We start from the raw sequence: 14,929 nt of genomic DNA on the forward strand, positions 1-14,929 counted from the left end.
CTCCGGTCGGCGGTGTCAGGCTCCGGCGGGGGGCGCCTGCTCCGCTGCCGTGCGCTGGGTGATCCAGGGGGTGTCCGCCGCGCCCAGACCGATCTGGCGGGCGTCCCAGGCTCCGTAGCGCGGGTTCACCTCGATGTCGAGCTGCTCGGCGGCCTGGGAGAGCGGCTGGAGGATCTTGTCCTCGCCGAAGCGCTCGGTGAGCTTGCCGAGGAGCAGCTGGAAGCGCAGCTCCTCGTCGATCTGCCTGGGCGCGAGGGGGACCCGGCCCTGGAGGGCCCGCTCCTCCAGGCTTCCCGTGCCGCCCTGCTCCTGTGCCTCGCGGGCCTCCTCGATCTCCTTGGTGCTCACCGAGATCCCCGCGGTGTCCGCGGCCTTCTCCAGCACCCGGAGCTGGATCATCTTGCCGAGCTTGGCCCGCTCCAGGTTGGGGGTGCCGGCGATGAGTTCGGCGGCGGCCCGGCCCGAGCCGTTCTGTGCGGTGCGCACGTCGTTGACCTGGGCCTGGAGCGCGGAAGTGGTGATCCGTTCACCGCCGACGACGGCCGCGGTGCCGGGGCGGGTCTCCCCCGAACAGGCGGACAGGAGGGGGGCCGCCACGAGCAGGGCGGCGGAGACGGAGAGCGCTGTGCGACGGTGCAAAGGAGCCTCCAGGGCCGGGAGATTGTGCGTTCTTGCACAAGGCCGTGCGGTGATCGATGTTATGAGGTCGGAGTGGTCCGAGCCACTGGTTCGACCAACGATTCCCGGGGTGTTGGGGTTCGCGTTCACCCGGTGGCCATCCTTCGGACCCCCGGTGCTGCCAGGGTCGCCCCACCATGTCGACACCGCACCGCTCGCCGCGCCGCCTGAGCCTGTCGGGCTCGGCGCTCGCCGCACTGATCACGACGGTGGCCGTGTGTGCCGGGGACGCCGCCGCCCGCGTCTTCCCGTACGGACCGCGCCACCGCAGCATCAACGACCTCGGCAATCAGTTCGTGCCCTTCCACGCGCACCTGTGGGACCTCCTGCACGGCCGCGCGCGGGGCGGACTGCTCTTCAACTGGCAGTCCGGGTACGGCACGAGCTTCCTGCCGGACCTGGGCACCTATCTGGCCAGCCCCTTCGCCGTGCTCGTCGGGTTCTTCCCGCGCGCGGACATAGACCTCGCGGTGTACGTGGTCACCGTGCTGAAGACGGCCGCCGCCGCGGCGGCCATGACCTGGCTGCTGCGCACCCAGCGGCGCGGGCCGTGGTGGGCGGCGGGGCTGCTGGGGGCCTCGTACGCGCTGTGCGGCTGGTCGGTGATCGAGGCCTCCTACAACCCGATGTGGCTGGACGGGCTGATCGCCTTCCCCCTGCTGTGCCTGACGGGCGAGTGGGCCCTGCGGGGGCGCCGGCCGGTGGCGGGGGCGCTGGTGGTCGCCCTGTGCTGGACGGCGAACTTCTACACCGCCTACATGGCGACCCTGGGTGCGGCGCTGGTGCTGCTGGTACGGGTGGTGCTGACCCGGGAAGGCGCGGCGGAGCGGCTGCGCGTCGTCGGCCGGGCCGCCGTGGCGACCGTCCTCGGGATCGCCCTCGCGGCGCCGGTGCTGGCTCCCCTCTTCCTCAGCTCCGGACAGGCCTACCCGGGGTGGGTCAAGGAGTTCCGGCCGGTGTCCTGGGCGGACCTGTTCGCTCGGCTGCTGCCGGGGACGTACTCCTTCTCCTCCCCCGCCGTCTTCGTCGGCACCGGAACCCTGCTGCTGCTGGCCGCGCTGCCCTTCCACCGGGCCGTTCCGGCGCGCACCCGGCTGTACTGGGCGGCGCTGACGGCCGCCGTCGCGCTCTCCCTCCAGTGGGCGCCCACCCACCTGGCCTGGCACCTGTTCGCGACACCGAACGGCAGCCCGTACCGGCAGACCTTCGTGCTGGCCGGGATCGCCGTGATCGCCGCCTGGACCGGGCTGGCGGCGGGCCTGCCGCGGGTACGGGCGCTGGCGGGCGGGGCGGCGCTGCTGGCGGCGGCCGCCTGGTGGGCACGCGGCAGCACGCTGGCGACGTCATCGGGGTACCTGCTGTTCTGCGGCGGGCTCGCGGTGGCCGGCGCGGCCTGGTGGGCGCTGCGCCGGCGCGCGCTCGCCCTGCCGGCGGCGGGCCGGCTGGCGACGGTGCTGCTGGTCCAGGCCGCGGCGACCACCGCGTACGGGCACAAGGGCAAGCTGGGCGGCCTCGACGACTACCCCTCCTGGGGAGGGGCCCACACGGCGCGCGCCGGGGCCCTGGCCGGGGCCGGGGGCTGGCCCGCGTACCGCACCGATCCGAGCCGGCCCGCGCTGTCGGGCAACGATCCGCTGCTGCTGGGCGGGGAGGGCGGCTCGTACTACAGCAGCCACACCCCCGCGGTGTTCACGCACACGATGGTGGCCCTCGGGGCGGGCTGGACCTCGCGCGGGCGCAACGTCCAGAGCATCGACAACCCGGTGACGGACGCCGTCTTCGCGGTCGGCGCCCGGCTGCGGCCCGACGGCACCGTCGGCCGGGCCGAGGTCCCGCCGCTGGTCACCCTCCGCCCGCCGGGCCCCGTCCCGGCCTACGGGGACTCCCCCTTCGCCAACCAGGAGCTACTGCTGGGCGCGCGGGTGTACGAGGACCCGGTCGCGCCCGGGGTCTGCCGCGCGGGCACGGAGGCCTACCTGTGGGCGCCGGAGTACAACGCGACGGCCCGCCTCGCCGACGGGCCGGCCTTCCGGCTGAACGGCAGCGCCCCCCGCAACCGCGCGGCCCTCCAGCCGATGGGCGTCTCCCGGGGGCCCTCCTCGGCCCTGGTCTTCGACGCGGCCCCGCCGCCCCGGTGGACCCTGTCCTGCCTGGACCGGCCGCGGCTCGACGCGGCGGTGGCGTCCCTGCGCACCTCGGCGGCGACCTCCCTGCGGGTGGGCTCCTCGGACGTCCGGGCCGAGCTGCCCCCCGGCGCCACGGGCACGGCGGTCCTCTCGGTCCCCGCGATCGCGGGGTGGAGCTGCAACGGCCGCCCGGCCTCGGCCCACCTGGGCCTCGTCGCGCTGCCGCTGGACGGCAGCGCCACCACCCTCACCTGCGCCTTCCGCCCGCCGGGCCTGCTCCCGGGCACGGCGCTCGCGGGCGCGGCCCTGGCCGTCCTGCTCGGACTGTCCTGGCTGTCCGGACACCCCCTGAGGAGGCGTCAGCGCACCTGACCGAGCCACTGGAGGGTGCGGCGGATCTCGGCCGGGAAGGCGTGCTGCGGACCGTGCAGCCGTTCCGCGTCGAACAGCAGCCGGGCCAGGGTGTCGTGGGCCGCCGGGCGGTCGCCCAGCGAGAGCAGCAGGTGGGCAATGCGGCGGCGGACCTCCAGGGGGAGGCCCGGATCCGGGTTGGCGTAGTGGTTCTCGAAGAGCGGCAGCAGCGAGCGGTACTCCGCGAGGGCGGCCGCCGGTTCGCCGAGCTGTTCCAGGCATTGCGCCGAGTCGTAGCGGAAGCGCAGCGACTGGGGGTCGCCGGCCGGGAACTCGTCGGCGAGCCGGCGCAGTTCCGGCAGGGCGCGGCGGTACTGGCCGTCGTCCATCAGCGTGGCGGCGTACTGCTTGCGCAGGGAGCGGACCACCGGGGAGTGCTCGCCGTGCTCGGCGGCCGCCGCCGGGAGGATGCCGCCGAGGATGTCCACGGCCTGGGTGAGCCGACCTTCGTCCAGGAGCTTGCGGGCCTCGTCGACCGCGCCCGGGATGTCCGGCTTGGGCGGGGCCGGGGGCGCGCTCGGCCGGGGCGGGACGACGGTGGCCCGGTCGGGCCAGGGGGCGTGGGGGCGCAGGAAGGGCCGGGTCGGGTCGAGCGGGCCGGCCGGGCCGGCGCTGCCGCGGGCGGGCAGCAGCGGGGAGAGCGCCTCGTACACCTCCTGCGCGGAGCCGGGCCGGTCCTGCGGATCCTTCGCGAGCAGGCGCAGCAGGATCGCCTCCAGCCCGGCCGGGATCTCCGGGCGCAGCTGACGGACGGGGAGCGGCGGCTCGTACAGGTGGCGGTGCAGGACGCCGAGGGCGGTGGATCCGGCGAAGGGGACGTTGCCGGTGAGGAGTTCGTACAGCAGCACGCCGAGGGCGTACAGGTCCGTGTACGGGCCCACCGCGCCGCCCATGGCCTGCTCGGGGGCCATGTACGCCGGGCTGCCGATCGGTGTGCCCGTGCTGGTGAGGCGGGTGGTGTCGGTGTCCATCACCGAGGCGACGCCGAGGTCGAGGACCAGCACGGTGCCGTCCGGGCGGACCATCACGTTGCGGGGCTTGAGGTCGCGGTGCACGATCGGCACCGCGTGCACGGCCGACAGCACCGCGCACAGCTGCGCGGCGATCGCGACCGCCCACTGCCAGGGGTACGGGTCGTGCTCGGCGAGGTGGTCGGCCAGGTCGGCGCCCTCGACGTAGCCCATGACGAGGTAGAGCTCGTCGCCGTCACTGCCCGCGTCGTGCACGGTGACCAGGCCGGGGTGGTCCACCTGCGCGGTGACCCGGCACTCGCGCACGAAACGGCGGCGCAGCTCCTCGGCGACGGTGCCGGGGCCCGCGACCTTGTCGGGGCGCAGCAGTTTGACGGCGACCCGCCGGTCCAGGCGGCGGTCGTAGGCCGTCCAGACCTGGCCCATGCCGCCCTGGCCCAGCACGGTCGCCAGCTGGTAGCGGTCTCCGATGAGGCGTTCGGTCACCGGGGCGTGTCCTGGTCGGGGAAGGTCTGGTCGCGGGGCGGCTGGTTGCGCAGGAGCTCGCTGAGCTCGTCGAGTTCGGCGCGGACCTGCCCGATCCGCGGCTGCGTCTGAGGCTGGGGCTGGGCCTGCGGCGGCATCGGCGGCTGCGCGGGGGCCTGCTGCTGGGCCGGCGGGTACCCGTACCCCTGGACCGGCGGCTGAGGCTGGGGCTGCGGGGGCACGTAGGGCGCGGGCCGCTGCGCCGGGTACCAGTGCGCGGGCGGGGCCGCAGACCTGGCCTCGTAGTGCTTGATGTCGGCGACGAGGTAGTACACGCAGATCGCGAGACCGGTGAAGACCGAGCCGCCGGCGCCGAGGTTGCCCTGCCAGCCGCTCGTGTCCTCCGTGGGGTCCATCCCGATCAGGACCAGCCACGAGACCGAGAGCATGCCGCTGACCACCAGCAGCACCCAGTCGTGCGCCTTGCGGGTGACCAGCGCGAGCCGCAGCATCGTCCCCCAGGCGAAGAACCCGCAGGTGAGGATCGGCAGCAGCGTGAACAGCACACGGAGTGCCACCACGCCCCCGGTGGTGGGCTGGTGACCGTGCTGCGGCGGGAGGCCGGGGCCGTGCATCGCTGCTCCTGACGGGCCGTGCGGAAAGGTTGCGGGACTGAGCGTATACAGCCTCCCCGGCCATCGGTGAGGGGATGCCCCAACCGTTGTACGGTCGCCGCCCGACCGCTCACTCCGGCAGGACCGTGCCGTCCGACAGACCGTCGTACAGGCCTTGCACCAGCTGCTCCCCGAGCCGTCCCGCCAGCCGCAGCGCGTCCTCGAACTCGGCGAGCGCGCGGAAGCGGACCCCGTAGCGCTGCTGTCGCTCCAGTGGCAGCCGGGGCAGCTGGACCCGGCGTACGTCGAGCCGGCTGGTGGTGGAGGCGTGGCTGCTGGCACGGCGGTTGTTGGCGGTGCCGCGCAGGAATCCGGCCAGGAACCACGGGTCGAGGGCGGCCGGGTCGGGGCGCAGCAGGACCAGGCCGCGGCCGGGCACCGCGCCCGCGGTGGCGGCGCAGACGACGCGGGCGACGGCGGCGCCGCCGGCGACGGGGACGAGGACGTCGCCGGGGGCGGTGAGCACGGGCTCGCCGGCGGCGGCCGCCAGGGTGCCGGAGGGGCCGCAGGCGGCGTACACGTCCTGCTCGGTGAGGACGGGCGCCGTACCGGTTCCGCTGCCGGTGCCGGAGTGCAGCACCAGGGCTCCGGCGCGCAGGAGTTCGCTGACGGTGGTCAGCGGCGGCCTGGACGCCGGGGCGGCGCCGTGGGCCGCGGGGGCGGCGGGCGGGCCGGGCGGGGCGGGCAGGGCCGGCAGGGGGCTCAGCCGGGCCGCCCGGGCGAGGCTCTCGTCGAGCCGTTCCCGTACGGCGCCCAGCCCGGCCGGGCCGCCGCCCGCGGCCGGGGGCGGCAGGTGGCGGGCCGGGGTGAGGTCCACGTCGTCGTCGAGGAGGTCGATGACCGGCACCAGGCGGCTGACTCCCGGGACCTCCTCCGCCGCACCGGTGCGGTCGTACGCCGCCCAGGCCTCCTGCACCGCGCGGTGCACGGCCGCCCACCGGGACCGGGGGCGGCCCTCGGCGAAGGATCCCGCGGCCGGGGTGTCGCCGGCGGGGACCGCGGCGGCGCTGTCGATGAGGAGCAGCCCGGCCGGGGGCGCCGCCTGCGGGGCGGGCCTGCGCAGCACCCACAGGTGCAGCGGGACCCCGTGCGGCGGGGCCGCTCCGGCCGGGAGCGCGACGACGGCCCGCAGGGCGCCGCGGCGCAGCAGGTCGGCGCGGATGCGGCGGCCGGAGCGGCGGGAGGCGACGGCGGGCGGCAGGAGCAGGACGGCGGTGCCGCCCTCGCGGAGGTGGGCCAGGGCGTGCTGGACCCAGGCGAGTTCGGATTCGGCGCGGGCCGGGAAGCCGTACTCCCAGCGCGGGTCGTAGGCCAGTTCCTCGTGGCCCCAGTTGCGTTCGTTGAACGGGGGGTGGCTGAGGACGGCGTCGACGGCGCGCCGGGCGAAGGCGTCGGCGCGCAGGCTGTCGGCGGCGGCCGTACGGATCTGCGCGGAGCCGTGCAGGGCCAGGCGCAGGGCGGTGAGGGCGGCGAGTTCGGGCGAGGAGTCCTGGGCGTACAGGGCGGTGGCCCCCTCAACGGCGCTGACGGCGCCGGCAGCGGCGACGGCCCGCAGCAGGGTGCCGCTGCCGCAGGCGGGGTCGAGGACGGTGCGGGCCGAGGGTCCGGCGAGCGCGGCCATCAGCTCGGCGAGGCCTTCGGGGGTGCGGGTGTACTGCCGGGGGTTGGCGTCGAGGTACCGGCCGAGCAGGAACTCGAAGGCCTTGCGGGCGCCGAGTTCGGCGGCGAGTTCGGCGGCGGCGCGCAGCAGCGGCCCGGCCGCCGGCGGGACCGGGGCGGCGGCGAGCGGGTGGCCGGGCCCGAGGCGGGCGCCGAGCACCTGGCCGAGGACGGGGCGCAGCAGGGTGACCATCCGCTCGTCGGAGACGGCGGTCAGCTCCAGCCAGTCGGTGGGCCGGTCCCGTACGACGAGGAGCGCGCCGCCCACCCTCACCAGCGCGGCGACGGCTCCGCCGGGATGGGCGGCTACCTGCTGCCAGACCCGCTCGCGCAGCGGGACCTCGGCGAGCTTGCCCTGGGCCCGCAGCCAGTCCTGCACTGCGGGCAGGGAGAAGGAGGGGCTGGTCTCGGTTCCGCCGACGGGCTTGGGGAAGTCGGCGTGGCGGCGGCGCCAGTTGCTGACGGCGGCGCGGCCGACCCCGGCCAGGCGGGCGACCTCGGCGGCGGTGACCTCCGCTCCCGCGGCTACGGCGTCGGCTCCGGCTGCGGCTGCGGCTGCCGTTGCGGCGGTGGCTGCGGTGCTGACTTCGGCGTTCTCGGCGCCGGTCTCCTCGAACATGCCGGGGAGCATACCCGTGTGCACACACAAGAGACGGGTTCACAGCGTGAACTCATATCTCCACCTGCATGGCGTTGACTTGGTTCACACGGACCGGCCGGCCTGACGCGCCGGGCGACAACCCCCGCGCACACGGTGGCCGATGACGGCTAGTGTCGAGGGCTGACGTTGTTCCAGGGGGGAATGTTCATGCGTAGTCGAACGATCGCCGTGACGGCACTCGCCACCTCGGCCCTGTGCGCCCTGACGGCCTGTACGGCCGTCGGTGGCGGGGACAAGGCCGCGGAGATCGGCCGGGCGGCCCGCACCCCGGCCCAGCCGGCGGCCGGGACGCCCGCGCCCTCCGCCTCGCCCTCCGCGTCGGCCGGCGGATCCGGTGACTTCGCCGACCTGTCCGCGGCCGAGATCCTGACCCGTTCCCGCGAGGTGACGAGCAAGGCCGAGTCGGTCCACGTGATCGCCAAGGTCACCGAGGACGGCAAGCCGATGGAGATCGACCTCTCCCTCGACAAGAAGGGCAGCTGCAACGGCGCCATCCGGCTCCAGGGCATGGGGACGCTCAACCTCATCAAGTCCCCCGACCTCATCCACTTCAAGGGCGACGCCGCCTACTGGCGGGGGGCGGCCGCGATGAAGGACACCCCGCGCAAGCAGACCGACCAGATGGTGGCGACCCTCGCCGACCGCTGGGTGAAGATACCGACCACCGATCCCCGCGCCGCGACGATGACCGCCAGCTGCGACCTGGCCAAACTCACGGGCGGTACGGGCAAGGTCAGCCCGCTGGCCCGCAAGGGCGCGGCGACGGTGGTCGGCGGCCAGCCGGCGATCACCATCACCTCGCCGGTCCGCCAGGGCACCGCGGTCGACAGCGTGGCCACGCAGGGCACGCCCTACCTGCTGAAGTCGACCGTCTCCGGGGACAGCGAAGGGGAGGTCCTCTTCTCCGCCTACGGCACCCCCGTCGACACCACCTCCCCGAAGGACGCCGACGTCCTGGACCTGTCGAAGCAGGGCGGCGGCATCCCCGGCGAGGCGGCCTGAGCCCGGACTCCCGACCCGGCGAGCGGATCACCCCAAACGGGCGTACCGTCGCAAAAGGGATACGGAAGGAGCCCGCGACATGGGGATCTTCGACAGGTTCAAGGACCCGGAGAAGGCCAAGGCCAAGGCCAAGGAAATGTCCGACAAGGCCGAGCAAGAGGCCAACGAGCGCACCGGTGGCAAGTACACCGACCAGGTCAACAAGGGCCAGCAGTTGGCGGAAGACAAGCTGGGAATCGACGACGATCCGAACAAATAGCCACGCCGGAACGGTCCCGGCCGGGGACGGCAAGGTCCCCGGCCGGGGCCGGCCACGTTTCCGGCCGGAGTCGGCCGCGCTTCCGGCCGACCGCGCCTACGAGCCGAGGATCGTGGTGAGGAACTCCCCGGTCCAGGCCAGCAGTTCCCGCCCGACCAGCGGCTTCCCGCCGACCCTGGCCGTCTTCGGCCGCGGGATGAGCACCTGCGAGGTCGCGGGCTTGAGCACCGCCCCCGGGTAGAGCCGCTTCAGGCGCAGCTCCTGCGACTCGCGCAACTCCACCGGCCCGAAGCGGATGTTGGGGCCCTGGAGGGTGATGTCGCCGACCCCGCAGGCCCGCGCGAGCATCCGCAGCCCCGCAACCAGCAGCAGGTTCTCCACCGGCTCGGGCAGCTTGCCGTAGCGGTCGGTGAGCTCCTCCCGTACGGCCTTGACGTCCTCCTCGGAGTTCGCGGAGGCGATGGAGCGGTAGGCCTGCAGGCGCAGCCGCTCGCCCGGCGCGTAGTCGTGCGGGACGTGCGCGTCGACCGGCAGCTCGATCTTGACCTCCAGCGGCGGCTCCTCCTCCACCCCGCCTTCGACGGCCGCCCGGTAGTCGGCGACCGCCTCACCGACCATGCGGATGTACAGGTCGAAGCCGACGCCCGCGATGTGGCCGGACTGCTCGCCGCCGAGCAGGTTGCCCGCTCCGCGGATCTCCAGGTCCTTCATCGCCACGTACATGCCGGCGCCCATCTCGGTGTGCTGGGCGATCGTCGCGAGCCTCTCGTGCGCGGTCTCGGTCAGCGGCTTCTCCGGCGGGTACAGGAAGTACGCGTACCCGCGCTCGCGGCCACGGCCCACGCGGCCGCGCAGCTGGTGCAGCTGGGAGAGGCCGAAGTTGTCGCCGCGCTCCACGATCAGGGTGTTCGCGTTGGAGATGTCGATGCCCGACTCCACGATCGTCGTCGACACCAGCACGTCGAACTTCTTCTCCCAGAAGTCCACGACGACCTGCTCCAGGGCCTGTTCCGACATCTGGCCGTGCGCCGTCGCGATCCGCGCCTCGGGCACGATCTCGCGCAGCTTGGCGGCCGCCCGGTCGATGGACTCGACCCGGTTGTGGATGTAGAAGCACTGGCCCTCGCGCAGCAGTTCGCGGCGGACGGCCGCGCCGATCTGCTTCTCCTCGTACGGGCCGACGAAGGTGAGGACCGGGTGCCGCTCCTCCGGCGGGGTGGTGATCGTCGACATCTCGCGGATGCCGGTCACCGCCATCTCCAGGGTGCGCGGGATCGGCGTCGCGGACATCGTCAGCACGTCGACGTTGGCGCGGAGCTTCTTCAGCTGCTCCTTGTGCTCCACGCCGAACCGCTGCTCCTCGTCGACGATGACCAGGCCCAGGTCCTTGAACTTCGTCTCCTGCGAGAAGAGCCGGTGGGTGCCGATGACCACGTCCACCGAGCCCTCGCGCAGCCCCTCCAGGGTGACCTTGGACTCGCTGTCGCTCTGGAAGCGGGACAGCGCCTTCACCTTCACCGGGAACTGGCTGTAGCGCTCGGAGAAGGTGCCGAAGTGCTGCTGCACGAGCAGCGTGGTGGGGACGAGCACGGCGACCTGCTTGCCGTCCTGCACCGCCTTGAAGGCGGCGCGGACCGCGATCTCGGTCTTGCCGTAGCCCACGTCGCCGCAGATCAGCCGGTCCATCGGGACCGACTTCTCCATGTCCTCCTTGACCTCGGCGATGGTGGTGAGCTGGTCGGGCGTCTCCGCGTACGGGAAGGCGTCCTCCAGCTCGCGCTGCCAGGGGGTGTCCGGGCCGAAGACGTGGCCGGGCGCCGCCATGCGCGCGCTGTAGAGCTTGATGAGGTCGGCGGCGATCTCCTTGACGGCCTTCTTGGCGCGCGCCTTGGTCTTGGTCCAGTCGGCGCCGCCGAGCCGGTGCAGGGTCGGGGCCTCGCCGCCGACGTACTTGGTGACCTGCTCCAGCTGGTCGGTGGGGATGTAGAGCCGGTCGCCGGGCTGGCCGCGCTTGGCGGGGGCGTACTCGACGAGGAGGTACTCGCGGGTGGCGCCCTGGACGGTGCGCTGCACCATCTCCACGTAGCGGCCGACGCCGTGCTGCTCGTGGACGATGTAGTCGCCGGCCTCCAGGGTCAGCGGGTCGATCGTCTTGCGGCGCCGGGTCGGCATCCGGCCGAGGTCCTTGGTGGCGGTGCGCTGGCCGGTCAGGTCGGTCTCGGTGAGGACGGCGATCTTGAGCGCCGGATCGACGAAGCCGTTGTCGAGGGAGCCGCAGGCGACGTGCACGAGGCTGGGCTCCAGGGTGCGCAGGTCCGCCTCCAGGCGGGCCGCGATGCCCTCGCCGCCGAGCACCTCCACGGTGCGGGCGGCCGGGCCGTGGCCCTCGGTGAGGTAGACGGTGTGCCAGCCGTCGGCGATCCAGCCCTTGGTGTCGGCCAGCGCCCGGGCGGTGTCACCGCGGTAGGCCTCGGGGGCGTGCATGCCGAGCTTGAGGGTGTCGGACCCGAGCGCCTCGTCGGCGGAGAACGGGGACACCGACCACCACATCATGCCGATCTCGCGGGCCCGGTCGCGGACGTCGGCGATGCCGCGCAGCGAGGCCGCGCCCACGTCGATGGGGGCCTCGCCGCCGCCCGCGGTGGCCGCCCAGGAGGCCATCAGGAACTCCTGGGAGGTGGCCACGAGGTCGGCGGCCCGGGTCCGTACCCGCTCCGGGTCGCAGACGACGGCCATGGCCCCGGCGGGCAGGACGTCGATCAGCAGCTCCATCTCGTCGACCAGGACCGGGGCCAGGGACTCCATGCCCTCTACGGCGATCCCTTCGGCGATCTTGTTCAGCAGCTCGCCCAGCTCGGGGTGCGCCTCGGCGAGGGCCGCGGCCCGTCCGCGCACCTCGTCGGTCAGCAGCAGCTCACGGCAGGGCGGGGCCCACAGGCCGTGCTCGGCGATCTCCAGGGACCGCTGGTCGGCGACCTTGAAGTAACGGATCTCCTCGACCTCGTCGCCCCAGAACTCGACGCGCAGCGGGTGTTCCTCGGTGGGCGGGAACACGTCGAGGATGCCGCCGCGCACGGCGAACTCCCCGCGCTTCTCGACCAGCTCGACGCGGGCGTACGCGGCGGCGGCCAGCGCCTGGGTGATCTCGCCGAGGTCGGCGCTGACGCCCTGCCGCAGGCTCACGGGTACGAGGTCTCCGAGCCCCTTGACCTGCGGCTGGAGCACGGACCGGATGGGGGCGACCACGACCGAGACGGGCCCGGCGGCGGGGTCGTCCCCGGCCGGGTGCGCGAGCCGGCGCAGGACGGCGATCCGGCGGCCGACGGTGTCGCTGCGCGGGCTGAGCCGCTCGTGCGGGAGCGTCTCCCAGGACGGGTAGTCCACCACTTCGTCGGGCGGCAGGAACGAGCGCAGTGCGGCCGCCAGGTCCTCGGCCTCGCGGCCGGTGGCGGTGACCGCGAGGACGGTCCGCCGGGTCTCGCGGGCGAGCGCGGCGATCGCGAAGGGCCGCGCGGCGGCCGGGCCGACCAGGTCCACATGCATGCGGTTGCCGTCCCCGGCCGCGGTGACCGCCTCGGCGAGAGCGGGATCCCGGGTGACGGCGTCGAGCAGTCCGTGCAGGCTCATGAAGGGGGCTTTCCGTCCGGTGAGGGTCGTGAGGGTTGTGCGGGTGCGATGGGGCAACGCGAAGGGCCCGACACGTCTCACGGGCCGGGGGTTCCCACCCTACGACGCCCCCGGGCGCCACGCGCGGGGGATTCGGGTCCCCCGCGGGGGTGACGGAGCTGGCGCGGGCCGCACTGATGGCCCTAGGCTTGGTCCAGCAGTTAGTCCACCCCATGTCCTGGAGTGCGCGATGGAAGCGGCCCGGCAGTACAACGTCCACGAGGCGAAGACGAACTTCTCCAAGATCCTGGAGGCGGTCGCGACCGGCGAGGAGGTGATCATCAGCAAGGCCGGCGAACCAGTGGCGAAGGTGATCCCGCTCGCCGGGAAGGTACTGCGGACCTCTCGCGGATCCCTCAGGGAGCCCGTCACCTTCGCCGACGACTTCGACGACATGTCCGATGACGCCGGTTTCGCCGAAGCCTTCGGCCTGGTCGCGCATCCCGAGGCGACCGGGGTGGCCGAGTGAAGCTGCTGGCCGACACGCACGTCGTCGTGTGGTGGCTGACGGACTCCGCGCAACTGTCGGACGAGGTCAAGGACCTGCTCGACACCGAACGGCTCGCCTACGTCAGCGCCGTCACCCCCTGGGAACTCGCGGTCAAGCAGGCCCTCGGCAAGCTGGACGGCCCCGAGGACCTGCCCGAACGGGCCCGGGACTGCCAGCTCCGGCCGCTCCCCGTCACAGCGCTCCACGGGATCCGGGCCGGACAGCTCCCCTTCCACCACAGGGACCCCTTCGACCGCATGCTGGTCGCCCAGGCCCAGTCGGAAGGGCTGACCCTCGTCACGCGCGACAAATTCATCCCGCTCTACGATGTCGGCGTACTGACCGTCTGAGCTCGCCGCGCCGTGTCCGCAGGAGTTCACGCCGCGCGGCCGAGGAGCCAGACCCGTGACGAGCGATGCGATAACCCGCCCTGCCCCCGCCACCCCGGCCGCGGTGGGGCAGGGCCGGGTCCCGTGGCCGGGGCCCTACGTGGTGGCCGCCGGGCTGTTCCTCGTCTATCTCGTGCTGTCCGTCGGGCGCTTCCGCCGGATGGAGTGGGCCTCCTGGGACCTGGGCATATTCGAGCAGGCCATCCGTGCCTACGCGCACCTCCAGGAGCCCGTGGCCGACCTGAAGGGGCCCGGGACGAACATCCTCGGGGACCACTTCAGCCCGATCATCGCGCTGGTCGCACCCCTCTACCGGGTGTTCCCCGGCCCCGTCACCCTGCTCGTCGCCCAGGCCGGGCTGTTCGCGCTCTCCGCCGTCCCCGTCACCCGGGCCGCCGCGCGGCTGCTGGGACGGGCCCGGGGGATCGCGCTCGGGGTGGCGTACGGGCTCTCGTGGGGGGTCCAGCGGGCCGTGGAGTTCGACTTCCACGAGATCGCCTTCGCCGTGCCGCTGCTGGCCTTCGCCCTGGAGGCGGTGCTCGCCAGGCGCTGGGGCGCCGCCCTGCTGTGGGGGCTGCCGCTGCTGCTCGTCAAGGAGGACCTCGGCTTCACGCTCGCCGCCCTGGCCGCGGTGGTGGCCTGGCGGGCCCTGCCGACCGACCGGCGGGCCGCCTGGACCGCCGTCGCCGTCGCGGGCGGGGCCTCGGTCTTCGCCGTCCTCGTCTTCACCGTCATCGTCCCGGCCTTCGCCACCGACGGGTACGGCTACTGGGACAAGATCGACGGCGCGGGCCCGTTCGCCGGCACCGGCACCAAGCTCGCCACCCTCGCGTGGGTGCTCGTCCCCACCGCCGGCCTGCTCGCGCTCCGCTCCCCGCTGCTGCTGGTCGCCGCCCCCACCCTCGGCTGGCGGTTCCTGTCCGGGGACGACCACTACTGGTCCACCGACTGGCACTACAGCGCCGTCCTCATGCCCGTCGTGACCCTCGCGCTGGTCGACGCCATCGACACCGTCCGGCGGAGCGAGCGGCCCTGGCTGCGCGCGTACGCCCTCCAGCTGCCCACCGCCGTGCTCGCCGCCGGGCTCGCCCTGAGCGCGACCGCCCTGCCGACCGAAAAGCTCGCGCGGGCCAGTACGTACGAGAAGCCCGACCGGGTCGTGGCGATCGAACGGCTCCTGGACCGGATCCCCGACGGGGCGACCGTGGAGGCCGACACCGGCCCGCTGACCCGGCTGACCTCCCGCTGCCGGGTGTTCTGGATCGGCGGCAGCCGCGGGGAGGTCCCCGACTGGATCACCCTCGACAACTCCTCCGCGTGGGCCGGCGAGAACCCCGTCGTCTACGCCGGCCAGCTGCACCCCGGGCACCGGTGGGAACTCGTGGGCGAGGCCGGAGGGGTCGTGCTGATCCGCAGGCAGTGAACGACGCCGGCCCCGGACCGCCCTCTCGGACGGTCCGGGGCCGGCGCCCTCCCCT

The 14,929-nt window shown here is 74.0% G+C and carries 11 protein-coding genes; 6 read left to right on the plus strand and 5 right to left on the minus strand.

The features are described from left to right. Positions 1 to 15: 15 nt before the first annotated feature. The gene (locus AB0D94_RS17660) at positions 16 to 639 is read right to left on the minus strand and encodes a SurA N-terminal domain-containing protein (RefSeq protein ID WP_362052236.1); all 624 of its coding nucleotides are present in this window, start codon (positions 637 to 639) and stop codon (positions 16 to 18) included. A gap of 176 nt (positions 640 to 815) precedes the next feature. On the opposite strand from AB0D94_RS17660, the gene AB0D94_RS17665 reads away from it, so the two are divergent. Further along, on the plus strand, positions 816 to 3,176 hold the full coding sequence (locus AB0D94_RS17665) for a YfhO family protein (RefSeq protein ID WP_362052238.1): 2,361 nt from the start codon (positions 816 to 818) through the stop codon (positions 3,174 to 3,176). Here the strand turns inward: AB0D94_RS17665 and AB0D94_RS17670 are convergent. From AB0D94_RS17670 to AB0D94_RS17680, 3 genes are all read right to left on the minus strand, one after another. Beyond that, positions 3,164 to 4,672, minus strand: a complete 1,509-nt coding sequence (locus tag AB0D94_RS17670; RefSeq protein ID WP_362052240.1) for a serine/threonine-protein kinase — start codon at positions 4,670 to 4,672, stop codon at positions 3,164 to 3,166. The two genes, AB0D94_RS17665 and AB0D94_RS17670, sit on opposite strands and share 13 nt — an antisense overlap. Then, a complete protein-coding gene (locus tag AB0D94_RS17675) occupies positions 4,669 to 5,286 on the minus strand; it encodes a hypothetical protein (RefSeq protein WP_362052242.1) in 618 nt (205 codons plus the stop codon). Before AB0D94_RS17675 ends, AB0D94_RS17670 begins: the two co-directional genes overlap by 4 nt. A 109-nt stretch (positions 5,287 to 5,395) precedes the next feature. Beyond that, positions 5,396 to 7,603: an N-6 DNA methylase gene (locus AB0D94_RS17680; protein ID WP_362052244.1), complete on the minus strand. Its 2,208-nt coding sequence runs from the start codon at positions 7,601 to 7,603 to the stop codon at positions 5,396 to 5,398. A 189-nt stretch (positions 7,604 to 7,792) separates the two neighbouring features. Here AB0D94_RS17680 and AB0D94_RS17685 point away from each other — a divergent pair, with 189 nt between their 5' ends. Further along, on the plus strand, positions 7,793 to 8,647 hold the full coding sequence (locus AB0D94_RS17685) for a hypothetical protein (RefSeq protein WP_362052247.1): 855 nt from the start codon (positions 7,793 to 7,795) through the stop codon (positions 8,645 to 8,647). A gap of 79 nt (positions 8,648 to 8,726) precedes the next feature. After that, on the plus strand, positions 8,727 to 8,906 hold the full coding sequence (locus AB0D94_RS17690) for an antitoxin (protein ID WP_362052249.1): 180 nt from the start codon (positions 8,727 to 8,729) through the stop codon (positions 8,904 to 8,906). 96 nt (positions 8,907 to 9,002) lie between these two features. Here the strand turns inward: AB0D94_RS17690 and mfd are convergent, their stop codons facing one another. Further along, positions 9,003 to 12,533: a transcription-repair coupling factor gene (mfd, locus tag AB0D94_RS17695; RefSeq protein ID WP_362052251.1), complete on the minus strand. Its 3,531-nt coding sequence runs from the start codon at positions 12,531 to 12,533 to the stop codon at positions 9,003 to 9,005. A 229-nt stretch (positions 12,534 to 12,762) separates the two neighbouring features. Between mfd and AB0D94_RS17700 the strand changes: the two genes are divergently transcribed. The 3 genes from AB0D94_RS17700 to AB0D94_RS17710 all read left to right on the plus strand — a co-directional run bounded on the left by AB0D94_RS17700 (position 12,763) and on the right by AB0D94_RS17710 (position 14,874). Next, complete coding sequence (locus AB0D94_RS17700; RefSeq protein WP_362052253.1) at positions 12,763 to 13,041, plus strand: type II toxin-antitoxin system prevent-host-death family antitoxin; 279 nt, start codon at positions 12,763 to 12,765, stop codon at positions 13,039 to 13,041. After that, complete coding sequence (locus AB0D94_RS17705) at positions 13,038 to 13,412, plus strand: type II toxin-antitoxin system VapC family toxin (protein ID WP_362052255.1); 375 nt, start codon at positions 13,038 to 13,040, stop codon at positions 13,410 to 13,412. Before AB0D94_RS17700 ends, AB0D94_RS17705 begins: the two co-directional genes overlap by 4 nt. Positions 13,413 to 13,515: 103 nt before the next feature. Then, on the plus strand, positions 13,516 to 14,874 hold the full coding sequence (locus AB0D94_RS17710) for a DUF2079 domain-containing protein (protein ID WP_362052302.1): 1,359 nt from the start codon (positions 13,516 to 13,518) through the stop codon (positions 14,872 to 14,874). Positions 14,875 to 14,929 lie beyond the last annotated feature (55 nt).

The organism is Streptomyces sp. NPDC048255, from assembly GCF_040652415.1.
In the GTDB taxonomy this organism is placed as follows: domain Bacteria; phylum Actinomycetota; class Actinomycetes; order Streptomycetales; family Streptomycetaceae; genus Streptomyces.